General features: G+C 43.2%; 11 protein-coding genes. 3 read left to right on the top strand and 8 right to left on the bottom strand.

Annotated elements, in window-relative coordinates; all coding sequences use genetic code 11:
• Positions 1-61: 61 nt before the first annotated feature.
• Genes GRF59_RS24095 through GRF59_RS24080 form a run of 4 tightly spaced genes read right to left on the bottom strand, consistent with a single transcriptional unit; the run spans position 62 to position 5,751 of the window.
• The gene (locus GRF59_RS24095; RefSeq protein ID WP_160500243.1) at positions 62-2,872 is read right to left on the bottom strand and encodes a glycosyltransferase domain-containing protein; all 2,811 of its coding nucleotides are present in this window, start codon (positions 2,870-2,872) and stop codon (positions 62-64) included.
• A gap of 13 nt (positions 2,873-2,885) precedes the next feature.
• Complete coding sequence (locus GRF59_RS24090) at positions 2,886-3,611, bottom strand: ABC transporter ATP-binding protein (RefSeq protein WP_202128832.1); 726 nt, start codon at positions 3,609-3,611, stop codon at positions 2,886-2,888.
• A gap of 19 nt (positions 3,612-3,630) precedes the next feature.
• The gene (locus tag GRF59_RS30330) at positions 3,631-4,368 is read right to left on the bottom strand and encodes an ABC transporter permease (protein WP_423802982.1); all 738 of its coding nucleotides are present in this window, start codon (positions 4,366-4,368) and stop codon (positions 3,631-3,633) included.
• A gap of 57 nt (positions 4,369-4,425) precedes the next feature.
• Complete coding sequence (locus GRF59_RS24080) at positions 4,426-5,751, bottom strand: nucleotide sugar dehydrogenase (RefSeq protein WP_160500241.1); 1,326 nt, start codon at positions 5,749-5,751, stop codon at positions 4,426-4,428.
• Between the two features lie 203 nt (positions 5,752-5,954).
• Here GRF59_RS24080 and GRF59_RS24075 point away from each other — a divergent pair, with 203 nt between their 5' ends.
• Positions 5,955-8,414 carry an O-antigen ligase family protein gene (locus GRF59_RS24075; protein ID WP_160500240.1) on the top strand — a complete coding sequence of 820 codons (2,460 nt, stop codon included), beginning with the start codon at positions 5,955-5,957 and terminating at the stop codon, positions 8,412-8,414.
• Between the two features lie 157 nt (positions 8,415-8,571).
• On the opposite strand, the gene galU is transcribed toward GRF59_RS24075, so the two are convergent.
• Positions 8,572-9,456 carry a UTP--glucose-1-phosphate uridylyltransferase GalU gene (galU, locus tag GRF59_RS24070; protein ID WP_160500239.1) on the bottom strand — a complete coding sequence of 295 codons (885 nt, stop codon included), beginning with the start codon at positions 9,454-9,456 and terminating at the stop codon, positions 8,572-8,574.
• A 437-nt stretch (positions 9,457-9,893) separates the two neighbouring features.
• Positions 9,894-12,407: a U32 family peptidase gene (locus GRF59_RS24065; RefSeq protein WP_160500238.1), complete on the bottom strand. Its 2,514-nt coding sequence runs from the start codon at positions 12,405-12,407 to the stop codon at positions 9,894-9,896.
• Positions 12,408-12,778: 371 nt separating this feature from the next.
• On the opposite strand from GRF59_RS24065, the gene GRF59_RS24060 reads away from it, so the two are divergent.
• On the top strand, positions 12,779-13,057 hold the full coding sequence (locus tag GRF59_RS24060; RefSeq protein ID WP_160500237.1) for an ArsR/SmtB family transcription factor: 279 nt from the start codon (positions 12,779-12,781) through the stop codon (positions 13,055-13,057).
• 178 nt (positions 13,058-13,235) lie between these two features.
• Positions 13,236-14,408 (top strand): MFS transporter, encoded by a 1,173-nt coding sequence (locus tag GRF59_RS24055; RefSeq protein ID WP_160500236.1) that lies wholly within the window; start codon positions 13,236-13,238, stop codon positions 14,406-14,408.
• A gap of 401 nt (positions 14,409-14,809) precedes the next feature.
• Here GRF59_RS24055 and GRF59_RS24050 read toward each other — a convergent pair whose 3' ends face one another.
• Positions 14,810-16,720, bottom strand: coding sequence for a stalk domain-containing protein (locus GRF59_RS24050; protein ID WP_160500309.1), 1,911 nt, complete (start codon positions 16,718-16,720; stop codon positions 14,810-14,812).
• 23 nt (positions 16,721-16,743) lie between these two features.
• Positions 16,744-17,880: a S1C family serine protease gene (locus GRF59_RS24045; RefSeq protein WP_160500235.1), complete on the bottom strand. Its 1,137-nt coding sequence runs from the start codon at positions 17,878-17,880 to the stop codon at positions 16,744-16,746.
• Positions 17,881-17,948 lie beyond the last annotated feature (68 nt).

The following is a 17,948-nucleotide window of genomic DNA, read 5'->3' as shown; positions in this document are numbered from 1 at the left end:
CTTCACTTTGGGAATACATGTTTTAATGCAGAACTTGTATTTTCTTGTAGTCTCCATAACTTCACCGTTCTACCCTTTTCTTATGTGGCTTCCAAAGAAAGCAGAAATTGTCTCGGATGTAGTCATCTATCACTTTATATTCCATATTCAAGTTCCACATTACATAATTAAAGCTTAACTGATCTCTTCTACTGTGCCTTATTATCTGTTCCCACCATAGATTCATTGCCTCCATTAGGAAAGGATCGTTATGTTTTCTAATTAGTACACCTGTTTCAATAAGCCCATTAATTTCAGGATAGCCTTCACTCCTATAAGCTATCATCTGATTCTGTATTTTATTTGGGTCATCTTTTTTCAACTTAATACAAGCCTCAGCCTCAGAATATATACACGATCTTCCTCCTGAATGGGTATATGCTGCCAAAACATTATCCTTAAGATAAGAGTTGATTAGAATAACTGGATTATCTAGAATTTTAATATTAGCATCAACCCAAATGCTATAATCATAATCTTTTAGGTATTGATGCGCTAGTATTTTAATTTTCCTCGCATTCCGAACCAAATCTAATAATGGATCTCCTTCAACGTGTACAATATTCCAACAATTTGAGGATAGCTTAGGATTATTAGTAAAGCATATATAATCAATTCCCTTTACCATTAATTGAGGATCATCCAGTACATCGTAGTCTCCAAAAATAGCAGTATATACGGCTACTCTACTATTGTTTACAATAACCCCATTGTTCATATTGGCTTTATATAAAGTCAAATTTCCACTAATTTCATTACGCAATTTTTCTAAATAAGTGTTTTCACTTAATACATTTACTGATTTTAGGACCTTTTCTTTTGAATGTTTTGAGTAAAGTGACTGTTTGGAATCAACGACGATCCTCTTCCTTCCTTCAGGGGTAAAACTTTTGGACTTTTGATGATAAATGTAACAATGATCCGCTATCCTCAACTTAAAACCTGCAGCACCTGCTCTTAGCGAGAAATCGTCTTCTTCTCCATAACCTCTCGGAAATGTATCTTCATCTAATTTCCCTATGGCATCAATTACCTTCTTGGAAATCATGTAACAAAAACCATTAACGAGAGGGACTTGAGGAAACACTTTCTCCGATGAGGTATATACAATATTAGCCATTTGTTCAATTGTTATCTCATTTAAGGGATTAAGTGACCAGCTATCTCCTTCTTTAAGTTGGGGTACCGATTGCCAACTGGCGGCGTTTGATAGTGGGCCTACGATACCGTTTAGCTCATCATCTTCCATGCACTCTATCATCTTTTCTAGCCACTTAAATGTAACTATAGTATCACTGTTCAATAAAACAATATACTTTGCGTTAGTGGCACTTATTCCCTGATTTGCCGCAATTGTATATCCTCTTGAATTTATGTTGGTAATTAATTCAAATCCGTATTTCGATCTAGCTTTTTTCAGATATCTTTTTGTTATATTATCGCTTCCATCATCTACAACAACCAATTGGAACGATAAAGTTTTCTTTGAATATAAACTTACGATGCAATTTTTGAAGTCTTCTAATGCATTGTGAACACATATAACGAGAGCCACTTCATTAAATTTACTTCCATCTTCTATTTGGCTTATGCTTTTCACAGTGGCAACTTTTTCTCCGCGATTAAAACTTGGGTAGAAGTTGCTGTTCTTTTTTTTTCCTCTTTTATATAGTTTCCAAATCTTATTTGGTAATGATATAAGCTTCGAAGGCTTATAAAAACAGTTTACAATCTCATCCCCCAATTGATATTTTATCGAATTTGTAAGAGTATAGATTTCCTCATTTTTGTTTGAAATTTCATTTGCTAACGAGGCGCCCTTTTTTTCTAAGAAATTAGCATGACTTTGCACACTCATATATTCTTGGTTTAATTTGTCTTTATTAATTAAAAGGGCTTCGATACGTTTAGAAAGATCGTTATTTTCGATCTCCACATTAACTGAAGATCTCCCTTTGAGCTTCAATTCTTCTTTTAATCTTGCTATTTCCTTCTGTAAATCAAGAAGAGATTCATCTTTGAGCTTTAATTTCTCCTCGAACTCCTTTCTTTCATGCTGTAAATTCAGAAGGGAGTTTTCCATCGTTCTATACTTTCTCTTTTTTTGATTTAAACTAATCAAATTATCTATTCTTTCATTTTCAAGTTGCTTTATTATATTTTTGTCAAACTGATTAAACATAGGAACAATGTTAGTGTGTTCTTCTGAATAAATAATACCAATTCCATGAAATGCAAGAGTGGTGTGTAAGTTCAAATCATTTTTAGATTCCGATAGAAAGTCTTCTGCAGCAGTAAGAACGCCATTTCTAAAGTTATTTTCATAGACGCAATTATTTAAATGTGCGTTAAGTCCTCCCTCCTCAACGAGAGAAGATTCACCTAATTTTATACCTGCATTCTTATATGGGTTTAAATACGCTCTAGGTATTAAATCCGGGTTATAATACAAATCTCTCCTACCGTATGGCCACCCAATATCATGCATGATTATTAGAGGGAATTTTTCGCAGTTCTTTTCTATTAGTTTTAACTCATGAAAAACAGTGTACCAATTATGGTCACCATCAAGAAGGACAATATCATAATCTGCTATATTAGAAAGTGCGTTCAGACTAATATCTTGTATAAAGTGAAAATTCTCAAATTTCTCGTACTCAATTATTCCATTTGATTTAAATGGATCAATTGAATATAGATTCGCGTCATTCTCTAAACAATACTCCAAAACCAACTGGGTATTTCCGCCTTCTTTCACACCTATTTCAACAATATTCTTCGGCTTCAATTCCTCAAATACAGGTCTTGTTATGCTTTCCCAAAAACGATGCATCGAATGACCTCCACTATGAATTCAACTTTTCTTTATAACAAGGCATCACTTCATTTGAACTTCCATCCATAACCAAATTTCCCTTATCAAGCCAAATCAATCGATCACATATTTTATTTACCATTGAATCTGAATGAGAAACTAGTAGTATTGTAGTGCCCTGTTGCTTTAATTCCATAATTTTATTTATGCATTTCTTTTTAAATTTCGAGTCACCCACCGATAAAATCTCATCAATAAGTAATATGTCTGGAATCGAACTAACTGCTACGGAATAGGCTAATCTCATATACATTCCAGATGAATATGTTCTTACAGGTTGATCAATAAAGTCCCCTATTTCAGAGAACTCTAATATTGATTCAAATTTATCGTCAATTTCTTTCTTTGATAGACCTAAAATAGAACCATTTAGGTAGACATTTTCTCTTCCAGTATAATCCGGCTTAAAACCTGCTCCCAGTTCAAGTAGACTTGAAATAGTACCGTTTATCTCAATCTCCCCAGACGTAGGATACAATATCTTACTAATTATCTTTAAAAGAGTACTTTTCCCAGACCCATTTGTTCCAATAACTCCAATTGATTCTCCAGGATTTATACTTACATTAATATTATTTAGTGCCCAATACTCCCTTTTAATCTTATTATCATGCAGTAACAGCCAATCTTTGAGTGATTTAGGCCTATTACTTAAAGTGAACTTTTTGGATAAGTTGTTAATAACAATAGATTTCATAATAGACTACTCCATCTGCTTAGATGTGTTCTGCAAACCATCTATTCAAGCGATTGAATATTTTAAAAGCGATGAACAATAATATAATCGAAACTATCCCTAACAAAGTGAGACTTAATATGTCCGGTACCACCCCGTGATAAATTATGTCTTGATAGGACTTAATTATAATAGCTATTGGGTTAACTCTAAAAAGAAGTTTAATTTTCTCTGGGATCATTTCAGAACGATACACAATAGGGGTAGTATAAAAAAGCCCCATCATTATTATATCTAATATCTGTCTTAAATCTCTTACAAAAACAGTAAGTGCTGAAATGACAAGTCCAATGGAAAGACTAAACAAAAATTGAATCAGTATAATAAGCGGTAAAAATAAGTAGTTAATGTTTATGCCCATCTTGTAAATAAACAGTAATGGAACTATCAATAATAATCCAATAAACATATTCACAAAATTCCCAAGAATGCTCGTGATAATGAGAATCTCTCTAGGAAAGTAAATCTTTTTTATCAAACCACCATTTCCAACAATACTTCCCGAAGATGATAAAATTGAACTTTTAAAACATAACCATGGAACGAGACCAGCAAATAAAAATAAGAGATAGTGTGTTATTTGTACTTTCATTACGAAGGAAAAGACAAACGAATATAGAATCAACAAAAACAAAGGATTAAGTAATGCCCACAGCACCCCTAAAATTGAACCCTTATATCGGTTTCGGATCTCAGAGCGTGTAAAATAAAAAACCATATTTTTATATTTATAGATAGCCTTTAAATTAATTAACAAATCTTCACCCTCTAAATTCTAATTGCCGCCACCCAGCTTCACAATTTTGGAAGCATCATTAATATTTTTGAACCCATTTCTCGTATCAAAGATCAATTTTGAAAATTTATAAATTTCATTATAATCATATTGAGAGTGGTTGGTTAATAATACAATACAGTCATATTCAGACATGCCTTGATAATTTAATTCAATAGACGTAGCGACTTCCCCATTATATTGTTTAAAATTTGATGCAAAAGGATCGTTGTAAAAAACTCTCGCGCCATAATTTATTAATAACTCATACAGTTCTAAGCTTGGTGATTCTCTTAAGTCATCGATATCAGGCTTATATGACATACCAAGTAATAGTATACTGCTATTGCTCAAGGCCTTTCCCATCTTATTCAAAGCTAGAATCAGTCTCTGTATAACGTAATTCGGCATATTTTTATTTATATCCTGTGCTAACTCAATAAAGCGACTATAAAAGTTCTGCTCTTTGGCCTTCCATGAAAGATACATAGGATCTAATGGAATACAATGACCACCTATTCCCGGCCCCGGATAAAACGGCATATATCCAAATGGCTTTGATTCCGCAGCGCTAATAACTTCCCATATATCGATGTCAAGTTTATCACAAAGTATGGCCATTTCATTAACAAAAGATATGTTGATACTTCTAAATGTATTTTCCAAAAGTTTTGACATCTCAGCAACTCGCGGACTTGATACAGACACAATCTTGTCAATCACATTTCCATATAAAGCGATGCCTAACTGGTTACATTGTTCAGTTACCCCCCCGATTACCTTCGGGGTATTCTGAGTATTATACTTTTTATTTCCCGGATCTACCCTTTCTGGTGAAAAGCACAAGAAATAATCTTCTCCAACTATGTAACCCAAGTTATTTAATTGTTTCATAATTACTTCCTCGGTTGTACCGGGATAAGTTGTGCTTTCTAAAACGATTAATTTACCAGGACTAAAATTCGACCTGATTTTCCCCACTGCTGACTCGATGTATGATATGTCAGGTTCTTGATTTCTCGTTAATGGGGTTGGCACACAAATGGTAATAATATCGGCCTCACTTAACACGTTATCATCGGAAGTAGGAAAAAAATAACCTTCATTCAAACAATTTGTTAGTTCTCTAGTATCTACATCCTGAATATATGATTGTCCATTATGTAACATTTTTATTTTTTCTTCATTAACATCATATCCATAGACTTTGTATTGAGCCTTTCCAAGCTCTAACGCCAGAGGCAATCCCACATACCCCATACCTATAACGACTACCTTCGCTTCTTTTTTTTCTATTTTTGTTTTCAGTGAATTGTAAAATGACATATACTAACAGCTCCCTTTTATAAAAGTATCCGCATTCCTTGTCAGGGAATATTTCAACCATTCTAAATTTTCTTTTATAAATCATTCGATAAATCTCTTTTATATTTTCTATCAGTCTAGGTGGAAAAATATAAAGTAAATGAATTGTTAACTTACTTTATGGTAAAATATTGTCGTATCTCACAAAAAGGAGAATGGAAACTTTGTCTAATCCAGTATACGGTAAGCAGGCTAAAAGGTCGAGTAACGTCGAAAAGAAGCCTGTACTGATTTGGTTGTTAGTTATTGCCTTTATCGCTTTTTTGGTGTGGACTCCCTTCCAGGTCGCATTGTTTAACGGTCAGATGCTAGAGTTTGAGAAGCCGTTATTTTGGGCCATAGCCCTATCCAGTATATTACTTTTCTTGTGGATTGCTAACTATTACAAAAGCTTCAAATTAGCCGAACAACGAGACTGGCTCCCGGTAGCTGTACTTTTGCTGCCGATTACATATTTATTGTCGTATTTTGGAGCAGCTTCTCATTATTTGGCGATGAATATGGTGTTGATTGAATGTCTGTACGCCATCATGTTTATTATCAGCATTTACTTGCTGCAGGACCGTAGAGCCAACTCTATCATTCAGACGACCATTATGACTGTAGCCTATCTTATTGTCGGTTTTGGTTACCTGAACTGGTTTGGGCATGGAAAACTCGCTGGAACGCTTGTTGCATGGTTTTCGAACGCTGTACTGAATGGAAAATATACGGATGCTGTCATGACTGACTCTAACGGACTTCGTCTGACCTCTGTTTTCCAGTATGCAAATACATACGCCGCATTCTTGATGGCATTCTTGTTCGCAGCCGTATTTTGTTTAACACGTTCTAAAAAATGGTACGGCAAGGCCATTCATGCCTTCATGCTTGTACCGATCATTCTGTCCTTATTACTCACGCTTTCCCGTGGTGGACTCGTGATGCTTCCTGTCGTATTCGTGCTTTTGCTTCTCTTCCTTAAACCAGCCAAACAAATTCTATGGGTTGTGTATTGCGCAATTGCAGGCGTGGCTTCACTCGCCATTTCAAAAGAAGTTACGGATCTCGGGTTGCAACTGAATCAGAACTTCGAAGCTGGTAAAGCTGCGAAAGGCTGGGCATTCCTGCTCATCGTTTCGGTTGTTGTCGCAGTGATCGGATGGATTATCCAAGCATTTATCGCTCCAAAACTGGAGCAGGGACTTACAAAGGCTTCTGCAAAGAAGCTGGCCAATCTCTGGATTCCAATCGGATCGGTTATCGTCGTTGGTGTTGTCGCTTTCCTGCTTATCGGTACCAACGTACGCAATGTTTTGCCGCAGAATATGAGTACTCGTCTTGAGAACATCAATTTCAATCAACATAGCGTACTGGAACGGATAACTTTTTATAAGGACGGCATGAAGGTTGTCGGAGATTATCCCGTTCTTGGTGCAGGCGGCGGTGCTTGGGCTGCTTTATATGAAAAATATCAAAACAATCCTTATACGAGCCGTCAGGCACATAATTTCTTTGTTCAATATTTGCTTGAAGTTGGTATTGTTGGATTTGTCATCTTTATGGCGTTTATCTTGTTTATTTTCTATAAATACATTCGAGGATACATCAAGACGGATGAAGACGGAAAGAATTCGCATTTCCTGTATCTCATTCTGGCGCTGTCCCTTCTGCTGCATAGTATTTTGGATTTCAATATGAGTTATGTATTTATAGGAATATTAGTCTTCATCGGTTTGGGTGGTATGGCTGCAGCTATGGAAAGTCAACCGCTACGGAAGTTTTCCTGGAAGACAGAAGGAGCCGGTTGGATTTACAGTTTGGTGATTGGTATCTGCGGCGTTGTTGTGCTTATCACCTCTGTTCGTTTCGTCCAAGCTAGTAATGCGGGTCTAGAGGCTAGAAAGATATCTCAGATAAGCACCTCCTATGAGGAAATCAAGGCGCCGCTTGATAAGGACTTAAAGATTCGCCACAATCATCCTGATTCCGTGGTGCTGTTGTCATCACTGTATCAGTCGGTATATAAACAAACTCAGAATGATGATTTTTATAATGCTTCCTATTCGCTCTTAACGGACGCACTCAAAAAAGAACCATATAACAAAAGTATGATTAATCGTCTCATGACTAACTACCAGTTAAAGAACGAACAGGGCAAAGCTTATGATCTCTTAGTCTCCAACGCCTCTAAGTTTAACTGGGATATTGATTGGTACGAGAAGATGATAGCTCAAGGCTTCGAGCTTGGATACACTGCACTCGGTAAAGGGGATACTGCAGCGAAGGATAAGTATTTCAAAGAAGGAATCAACGCTTTCGAGAAAGTCCAAGCCGGTCTCAAGCATTTGGCGACTCTTCCTAAAGAGCAGTTGGCTGGCCGTCCGTTTGCCAACTCACCTGCCATGATTCTGAACGCTGGTAAAATGTACTACATGACGAACCAGTTGGATAAGGCAACCGCCACGCTTAAATTGGGATTGCAGCAGGATCTAAGTGATCCTACGAATCGGGAGATTGCGCACTGGTACGTAGCCGCGCTGCAAAAGCAGGGTTCTAACGACCAAGCCATCCTTGATCAACTGATTAAGGCAGATCCTACTGAAAAGGAACAAATTGCGAAACTGGTTCAGATTAACTTCTAAATAGAGGAACATCATAAAAAAGCAGATCACGATTAATCGTGGTCTGCTTTTTCTACTTAGCGCACAAACCGCACCCGAAAGATAACCTCACCGAATACGGAATAACTTCCTTTAAGAATATACTGAATGATGCTCTTCCTTGCCCCTCCTTGGTCCACTATAAAGAGTACTTCCGCTCCATCTCAATCACTTCTCTCATATACTTCAACAATTCTTCCTTCAGGTCCTCATGCTGAAGCGCATAATGAATGGAGGTTCTAATAAACCCCATCTTCTCGCCAACATCATGACGTATGCCCTCAAAATGATACGCGAAAATCGATTCCATCTCACTAAGTCTGGACAGGGCATCGGTCAACTGGATTTCCCCGTTCACACCAACGGATTGCTCTTCCAAAAGCGTGAAGATATGCGGAGTTAGAATATAGCGTCCCATGATCGCTAGGTTAGATGGTGCTTCAGAAGGAGCTGGTTTCTCAACAAGCCGCGCTGCTTGGTATACTCGGTCACTGATCTGCTGCGCATCTACAATGCCGTAACGCGAGGTCTCTTCTATGGGAACAGGCTGCACGCCTACAATGGACGAATGATATTGCTCATACACCTCCATCATCTGCTTAAGACAGGGCACCTTTGCCTCTACAATGTCATCCCCTAGCAGAACGGCAAACGGCTCTTCCCCGATGAATTTGCGTGCGCACCAGATCGCGTGCCCCAGACCCTTCGGTTCTTTTTGCCGAATATAATGAATATCTGCCATCTCGGAGGATTTGCGAACTTCGTTAAGCAGCTCCCACTTCCCTTTTTCCGTCAGGTTATGTTCGAGCTCAAAGGAATAGTCAAAATGATCTTCAATTGCCCGCTTCCCCTTGCCTGTGACGATGATAATATCTTCAATGCCGGAAGCAACAGCTTCCTCAATAATATATTGAATGGTGGGTTTATCGACAATGGGCAGCATTTCCTTCGGCATGGCTTTCGTGGCCGGAAGAAAACGAGTACCGAGTCCTGCTGCCGGAATAATGGCCTTGCGAATTTTCATGACAATGCTCCTTGGTAAAGAAAATTATGTACCTCTGTAATCTATTTACCCTATTATATCGGACATAGCTTAGGTTCGCATGAATGGAAGTCGTCTTATTAAAAAACTTCTAATCAAAATCTATCATCAACTGATTTTTCATACAAAAAAATAACCATGTATCAGATTAAAGAAAAGATACACTCCCTTGTCGCTGCGCGTAGTGACGAGGATAATGGGGCAGCCCAGATGAGCAGGGCATCCAATATTATTTCTATAGAAATCTTTCTGAAAGAGTAAATCAATTTTCTCCTGTCCATCTTCTCAATCAGCAGATTGATATTTCAGTCATTCTTCTGAACATGAACTCTTTCATTCTGCATTTATGTATAAAATAGAGCCCCTGCTATTCGCATACATCGCGAAAAGGCAGGAGCTCTTTATCGATCCCAAACGTCCTATTTCACCAACTGCCCCCGGGTAACCCCAAGCTGGTTGGTTGCTTTCAGCGTCTTCCATACCTGCGTGCCGCTGATCTCGCCGCGCAAAGCGCGGTTGTAGAGGTCAATGACCTCATGGACTTGATCCGGTGTTTCCTCGAGGAACTCGACGCGATAGTTGGCTACGCCCAGCTCCATGAAGTTGGCCAGATATTCGGCGCCGGACTGCTCAATAGCATTGTAGACCGTGTTCCGGCAGCCTTCATCCACCCGTACCGGGTGGGACATGCCGATGCGGTCCTGCAGCGAGACTCGATGCTCTTCGCATGGACGGCCGCAGTTGGTGTAATCCGTGCCTTCGCTCAGGAAGGTACAGTATACGCAATGCTCGGTATGGAACATCGGCAGATGCTGATGAATGACGACTTCCATCCGCGAGGTATCCGAGCGGCCGAGCAGGTCAACCATCTGTTGGATGTTCAGGTCATAAGACGGCGTGACGGTGTCACATCCGGCTTCGAGGAACAGATCCACCGCTTTATGGTTGGCGATGTTGAGCGAGAAATCGCCGATCAGCTCTGGATGCTTGGCATCCGGGTTCAGCATCCGTTCGCGCAGGTAGAAGTACAGCGCGCCGGTGTTGCGCACCAGTACGGCGTCCGGCTGGAGGCGCAGGATGTTCTTGTGGATGCCGTTCTCGATCGGCATATGGATGCGCGGGGTTACCAGCGCGATCCGCTTGCCGGCGGCACGAACGGTTTCTACCGCTTCCTTGAACTGCTTGATGAACTCGAAGTCGGCGTATATGAATTCTACGCCAGCTTCGAGCGCAGCCTCCACCTGTGGGAGGCTGCGGCACAGCGCGGTGAGCTTCGCCTCACCGCGTGCAACCGGCGCTGCGCTATGCGCCGCATCACCGTACACCGTGGCCGCCCGTTTCACGTATACGGGCGGCTTCGGACGCTCGCCTTCGAGCAGCTCCACCGCACGGCGGCGGATGCTGTTCAGCTCGCGCATCGGCACGATGACGTCGCCCTGCAGGTCGACGTCAAGCTGCTCCAGCTGGAACACGGTGCCGCCCAAACGGCCGAACTGCTCTTCCAGCAGAGCATAATCCATCGGCCGTTTCTTGGCGACTTCCAGTTCCAGCTCCGAATCCACCTGAACCGTCGTGCCTTTCTGCACATCGGTCCAGACTGTGGTCAGCAGGCCGCCAGCATGGCCGAACGCCTTCACATGCACCGGGAAGACCCGGTAGGGCTTCTCCGTCTCAAAGGTCTGACGCAAGCGCTTGTCCAGCGCAGGGTCATTGGTCTTCCAGATGCGGTCGCCGACATGGACCTTTTGCAGATCCACGTCATTACGGCCAGGAACGATATCGACGATCCATCCTTCTCCGGCTTCGCCTTCGAGCTTCACGCCTTTACGGCGAAGATCGTAGATACGTCCGCCTTCTTCCTTCTTCGTCGGATCGCCGGCATCAAATACGATGCCGTCGCCCCGTTTCAGTGGAGCTTCGATTCGGCAGACTACGCCGTCACGCAGAATTTGTTCCACTCGGCCGACATAGACGCCGCGGCTTTTCGGGAACGTCCCGTCCACCAGCTTTTTATTATTCGTACCCTCCAGGAAGCCGTGCGTGAAGCCGCGCGAAAAGCTCTGCTGCAGCTCGCGCATTTCTTCCTCGCTAGGCTTAGTTTGGTCTCCCTCAAAGTAACGGTCAATGGCTTTGCGGTATTTACTCACCACATTGGCAACATATTCCGGGCTCTTCAGACGGCCTTCAATTTTGAATGATGTTACGCCCGCTTCAATCAGTTCCGGCATCAGATCAATCGCAGCCAAATCCTTTGGAGATAGCAAATATGTGACATCTCCCATCGGCTTTTGCACGCCATCCACCATTAGGTCATACGGCAGGCGGCAAGCTTGCGCACATTCGCCGCGGTTCGCCGAGCGTCCGCCCCACATTTCGGAGGTCAGACACTGACCTGAGTAGGACACGCACAGCGCGCCATGTACGAAGACTTCCATGGGCAGTTTGGCCTGCTCGCCGATTTTCTGAATCTGCTTGAGGTTGTTTTCGCGGCCAAGAACGACGCGTTCCATCCCCCAAGGCTTCGTAAACTCCACCGCTTCCGGCGAAGTAATCGTCATTTGCGTGGAGCCGTGAATCGGAAAATCCGGCGAAATTTCGCGGATCAGCTTCACCAGACCTAAATCCTGAACGATAACTGCATCAACACCTGCGTCAACGCATGCATCGATCAGTTCCTTCGCGTCTTCCAATTCGTTCTCAAACACCAAAATATTAAACGTCAAAAAGCCCTTCACGCCATAACTGTGCAAGAAGGCCATAATCTCCGGAAGCTCAGCCATCAAAAAGTTATTGGCACGTGCACGGGCGTTAAACTTTTCCACACCGAAAAAGATCGCATCCGCTCCATTGGCTACCGCTGCCCTCATGCAATCCCAGTCACCAGCCGGCGCGAGCAGCTCCACATCTTCCCTACGTAATGATATTGTGTTCATCTATATCCTCCCGAACCGGCCACGGCCGGCTGTACTTAAATCTATTATTAAACGGTGGCTCTAGCGTCCTCTGATTTAACTTATCTAGTTTACCAGACATCAGACGATCCTTCTACCTATTATAAATTGAACTACAGGAAAGGCCTGACAACTTCACATCCGACAGGAACAATCTTGTCGGATGCATCACATGCCTTACTCCAGTTCATGGATTCGTTGTCCTATATACATTTCTACTCGTCCATGCGGGCAATATTAAAGTTAATATTTTTTCCATGATTGTGAATTGAGGGTTTACGAAACCAAATCCATATGATACATTATTTCTACAAATATCGAAATATAATCATTCTTCAGGAGGTTGGGATCGCATGAAAGAACATAAAGATCAACAGCAAGCCGTCAAAATCTACAAAGCGCTCGGAGAACCCACCCGTCTGAAGATCGCTCTGCTCTTGAAACAAGAAAGCGATCAATGCTGCTCCGTCTTGGAAGACAAATTGCAGACCGTAGCCATCTCCACGTTGTCTCATCATCTGAAGCAAATGGCAGAATCCGGACTACTGACCTCCCGCAAAGAGGGAACCTTCATATACTACAGTTTGGACAAGGAAATCGCTGCTAAATACGCCCCATACCTGCTGGAGTGAATTTTTTTGACCGTTATTTCGATATTCTTAGAAATATAGTTGTTCAAAATATATTACGAGAGCATCGCAAGTGAATCGCTGTTAGATACGCACCTTACCTGTTGGATTAAATTTTTCGATTTATATTTCGATATTTTTAAAAATATAGTATTTGAAATCATACTAGGAGAGTGAAAACATGGAAAGCACGTGGAAAGTATATGTTCTTGCACTGATCAGCTTCTTGGTGGGAACATCCGAATATGTTATTTCCGGGATTTTGGACCGGATTGCAGAAACGCTGGGCACGAGCGTTGCGGCAGCAGGCCAGCTTATTACGGTCTTTTCCCTAGCCTATGCGATTGGAACTCCGTTCCTAATGGCGTTAACTGCCAAAATGGACCGGCGTAAGCTGCTGCTTTATTCCCTTGGGCTCTTCATTGCAGCCAATCTGCTGTCATTCGCCTTGCCCGGCTTTGCTCTCTTTATCGCAGCCCGGATCATCATGGCTCTAGGAGCGGGCATGGTGGTCGTTACTGCGTTAAGCATTGCCGCTAAAATTGCGCCCCCCGGCAAACAAGCCGGTTCGATTGCAACCGTGACGATGGGCTTTACGGCATCACTTATTATTGGCGTCCCTCTAGGCAGAATGGTGTCCACGGCTTTTGGCTGGAAGACGGTTTTCCTGGCCATAGCGCTGGTCGGTATTGTGGCTATGGTCGTCATTGCTGTCTCCATTCCTCGCATGAAGGGCGATAAACCGATACCTCTGATCAAGCAATTCGCATTGTTAAAGAGACCCCAGGTTGCGGTTGCGTTAGGGATTACATTTTTCTGGCTCGGGGGTTACTCTCTCGCCTATACGTACATCTCGCCTTTTTTGCTTGAGGTAACTCATTTAAATGATTCATTGCTTAGTGCAGCACTGCTTGTTTTCGGTATTGCCAGCCTGATTGGTTCCAAGGCCGGGGGCTACAGCGCAGACAAACGGGGAATAACGTTTACGCTTGCTTCCGGAATGCTGATTCATATCATTTCACTAATTCTGCTTTCCTTCGCCGGGCATTCGGTTGCTGCCGTATTTGCCATTCTGATTCTGTGGTCTTTCGCCGCTTGGTCATCCGGTCCGACGCAACAGTTTAACCTGGTTTCGCTCGCCCCTGAATCCTCGGGTGTCATGCTAAGCCTGAATCAATCCACCATGCAGCTGTCCATGGCCGTCGGAGCCGGGATCGGCGGATTAATCGTTGGTCATGTGTCACTGGCCTCTATAACCTGGTTCGGCGCACTCGGCGTAATGATTGCGATCATCGCTACCTTTGTATTGTCAGGCATGACATCTCGGCGTACTGAGGTTCAAGCAGCTGATTAATTTCCATATCCCTTTTTAATACACCAGTCCAGTTCCAGTTCTACTTTCACTTAACTGGACGGCGTACCTGTCAACACAGACCAACGCGAACGGACAAAGGGCGTCTATTAATTTGATGAAACTTTAACTTAATAAAATTAATTTCCAAAAACCACTTCACTCTAGAGCAATCTAACGAATGAACAATATCTCTTCGATGCCAAGTCTTCCTTTAGCCAGTCAATTTATCGGGAGCTTTTCTCACGGCAGTGCTTTACAATCTCCACAAACTTTATCGTACTGATATCAAATAAAAAGCAGCTCATAAACCGAGCTGCTTTTTTTCAAAAGAATCTATAACATTGGATCATTGCGAAAATGATTGTTGATGATTCGCCAGATGACAGCTATGGCTGCGAACCCTACTTGGCTTCTGTCAAGGTAAATGACTTGAGCGCTTGCTCCAGTGCATCCTTTTGTGAGGCCGTCGCATTCGCATCATTCAAAGATGTGCTGATCGTATAGACGATATCGTTTTTCTGCAGCAAAATTTGGCGCGCGCTGTATGGAATGCCGTCTTTCACCTGATGCAGCGTAATCGAGACCGCAGGCTCGCCGGCAAACGTAATGTTTTCCGTCTTCTCCACCTTGAGATCCTTTTGATATTTTGCCGCCTCCGTGTAGTATGACTTCAATTGGCTGACCGTTGCTTCCAAAGAAGTCGATTTTTCGGCCGTAATCCGGAAGCGTCCGCCTACGAACTGATACTCTACAGGTGACCTTTCGAATTTGTCCTGATTGGCTGTCCAGTACTGCGGAACGCTGATTTGATACTGATAAGCCTTGGATGTCTTGGTTGTCGTCTTGGATCGGTTGATCAGGAACGCGTCTTCTTCCATATTTCCGAAGGTATCGGACACCACATCGAAATCAATATCAATGGATTTCATCAAATCCTTGAACTTGTTCAAGTCATCCTTCTGTTTCTCGGGCACGGAGTACTCGGCATAATAACGGTAGCCGTTATGCAGCACCATCACCTCATATTCCGTCATCCACCCATCTCCGTAGTTGTATCTGACCTCATTGACGAGTCCCTGCTCCCCGGATATCTCAATAGGAGACGTGGAGACGATTTGATACGAATCCGTCACGAAGGAATCCTTCAACCAAGATTGCAGTTCTTGGCTCCATTGCTCTATGCTGGATCCTTTCGGAGCGGAAGATACATTCAGGCTCAGATAGCTGCCTTCTTTGCCCTCGTAATACATATTGGTATTATCAATGCTCCAGCCCGCAGGCACATCCAACGAAATGCCGTAATCATCATTATATTCGCGGCGCATGCCCTTTTTGACTGTAGATAGATCCTTGACCGTCTTATCAGATGCATTATAGCTGGTATTGAATGAATTCAAAAGTCCGGCGTATTTCTTGAGATCCTTATAATTCGTGGCCTTCAGATCGGCAAAATACACTTCGTACAATCGGTCATTATTGTAGTACATCCGGCTTTCCCAGAAGGTCCCATCCCCGTCTTTGGCGATCATACGGGCATAAGGCACCTTGGCCTGTGAAAAGCTCTCCCGGTCAACAACGATCTCACCGGCATCTTTGGCATCTTCCACCAGCATGCTCAGAAGCTCGTCTGCATCCAGTTTCACATCCTGATCCGTCGCATGCACTTCGAAATAATAGGTATCCTCGGAATCGCTGAACGATACAATGCTTTCATCCTGCTCGCCGCCCCCGAGAATCAAACCGCTCGGGTAATTCATTGTCCATTGATAGAAGCTGTTGCCGATTTTGGTTTTGCCAAGATCCGCGTCAATACCTACATCCTCATCATCCACGGCATCGTCGGAAGGGCTAAGACTAACTACCAGAGAACCCGTGCTTTCTGGTGCTATGCTGGCCCCGATCCCTTCGGCAACCAATCTCAGAGGAACCATCAATGTCCCTGATACCATAGCCGGCGCCGCATCAAGCTTCACCTTGCGACCGTCTACCCAAGCCAGTTGGCTGCCAATCGTCATTGATATCGCATGCGCGCCGTATGTCACTTTAACAACATTGGAATTTTCCAGTCGCACCTCGCTGCCGAAAGTCCGCTTGAACAAGCCTAGAGGAACCATCACGGTTCCATGATCTATATATGGCTTTACGATCTTTTCTTGTTTTCCGTTCATGTAGGCTGCCGTGCTGCCTGTTTTCACTTTAAATATCAGCTTGTCCGCCGCCGCGCTATCCGCCCAGGCTGGTACGGCCGCAGAAAATACGACGCTGCATGCCAAAAGCGCAGAGCCCATTTTGAGAAACGCATTTCTCTTCATCCGCTCATCTCCCTTCTTCCCCATTAAAATTCATCTCCGTCATCGTCCGCCAGCGTACTTACATCCACGCCGCTGCCCTGTGTAAGCACAAGTTTACGCGTTACGATGTCTCCGTCACTTTGCATCAGCAGCTTAACGGTTTGTCCCGGCATGTAAGACTTGAACATCTCGTTGATATCCACAACGGAAGTGACCCGTTTGCCGTCTATGCTGTACAAAACATCATTTTCGCGGATGCCTGCCTTCTTCGCTTCGTCGGAGACGATTTTGGTAATGGTCAATGGATCCTGCGTAGGAAGCCCTACAATGGCAGACCAGCTCTCCTCCATGCTGAATCCTAGGCTTGGACGCTTCACCTCACCGTATTTAAAAAGCTGATTAATGACGTACTGCACCGTTTCCGCAGGAATGGAAAAGCCCATGTTTTCCACGCCCACCGCGGCGAATTTCATGCTGTTGATACCCAGCACTTCACCCTTCATATTCACCAGCGGACCTCCACTATTACCTGGATTAATCGCTGTATCGCTTTGAATTAACCGGTATGAAGCATTGATGGCCCGGTTCAGGCCGCTGACCACGCCAACCGTTGCCGAATTGCGGAAGGAAAAAGATACCGGCGTACCGATCGCCACAACCTTCTCGCCTACCTGGGCATTTTGCACCGATTTCGCAAACACGGCCGTTTGAAGATTAGAGGCATTGATTTTGATCAAAGCAAGATCACTGATTTCATCCACATATGTATCCGTAATTTTATAGGTTTTACCGTCCGCCGTGACAACGACAGTGCTCTGAAGTCCGTCCACAACATGGGCATTGGTTACGATCCAGCCATTCGATTTAATGATAACTCCCGTGCCATGTGCCAAGTTGTTACGATTTGCGGCCGTTTTGTCCGCGGGATCCGTGGAACGCCCGATGATGCCAACCACCGACGGTGAGACATTCTTTACGATTTGCGGTACCGGATCCGCGGGGATCTGCACCTTGGTACTGACCACACTCTTTTGGCTTTTCGCCGCGACCGATGCAGTTGATTTGGTCTTGACAGACGTTTGCGATTTGCTCGCACTTTGCGCACCGGCTTCCGCTGCTCCGCTCAGCAGCATCAGACTGCACAGCAGTAATATGACCCTCTTTTTCCCCATAGGCTTCATGCATTCACCTATCCTTATTTTTCTATTTATACACATAATTAGGGGCTATACCCTGAATCTTAGCCCAC

The sequence above is a fragment of the Paenibacillus dendrobii genome (genome assembly GCF_009807035.1).
GTDB lineage: Bacteria > Bacillota > Bacilli > Paenibacillales > Paenibacillaceae > Paenibacillus_AQ > Paenibacillus_AQ dendrobii.
Note: the sequence above shows the minus strand (reverse complement) of the source record. Positions and strands in the feature narration are given on the sequence as shown.

Coding starts and splice junctions, on each gene's coding strand:
- GRF59_RS24060 (WP_160500237.1), top strand. CDS start 12,779: ATGAAAGAACATAAAGATCAACAGCAAGCCGTCAAAATCTACAAAGCG.
- GRF59_RS24090 (WP_202128832.1), bottom strand. CDS start 3,611: ATGAAATCTATTGTTATTAACAACTTATCCAAAAAGTTCACTTTAAGT.
- GRF59_RS24080 (WP_160500241.1), bottom strand. CDS start 5,751: ATGTCATTTTACAATTCACTGAAAACAAAAATAGAAAAAAAAGAAGCG.
- GRF59_RS24065 (WP_160500238.1), bottom strand. CDS start 12,407: ATGAACACAATATCATTACGTAGGGAAGATGTGGAGCTGCTCGCGCCG.
- GRF59_RS24095 (WP_160500243.1), bottom strand. CDS start 2,872: ATGCATCGTTTTTGGGAAAGCATAACAAGACCTGTATTTGAGGAATTG.
- GRF59_RS24055 (WP_160500236.1), top strand. CDS start 13,236: ATGGAAAGCACGTGGAAAGTATATGTTCTTGCACTGATCAGCTTCTTG.
- GRF59_RS24045 (WP_160500235.1), bottom strand. CDS start 17,880: ATGAAGCCTATGGGGAAAAAGAGGGTCATATTACTGCTGTGCAGTCTG.
- GRF59_RS24050 (WP_160500309.1), bottom strand. CDS start 16,720: ATGAAGAGAAATGCGTTTCTCAAAATGGGCTCTGCGCTTTTGGCATGC.
- galU (WP_160500239.1), bottom strand. CDS start 9,456: ATGAAAATTCGCAAGGCCATTATTCCGGCAGCAGGACTCGGTACTCGT.
- GRF59_RS30330 (WP_423802982.1), bottom strand. CDS start 4,368: ATGGTTTTTTATTTTACACGCTCTGAGATCCGAAACCGATATAAGGGT.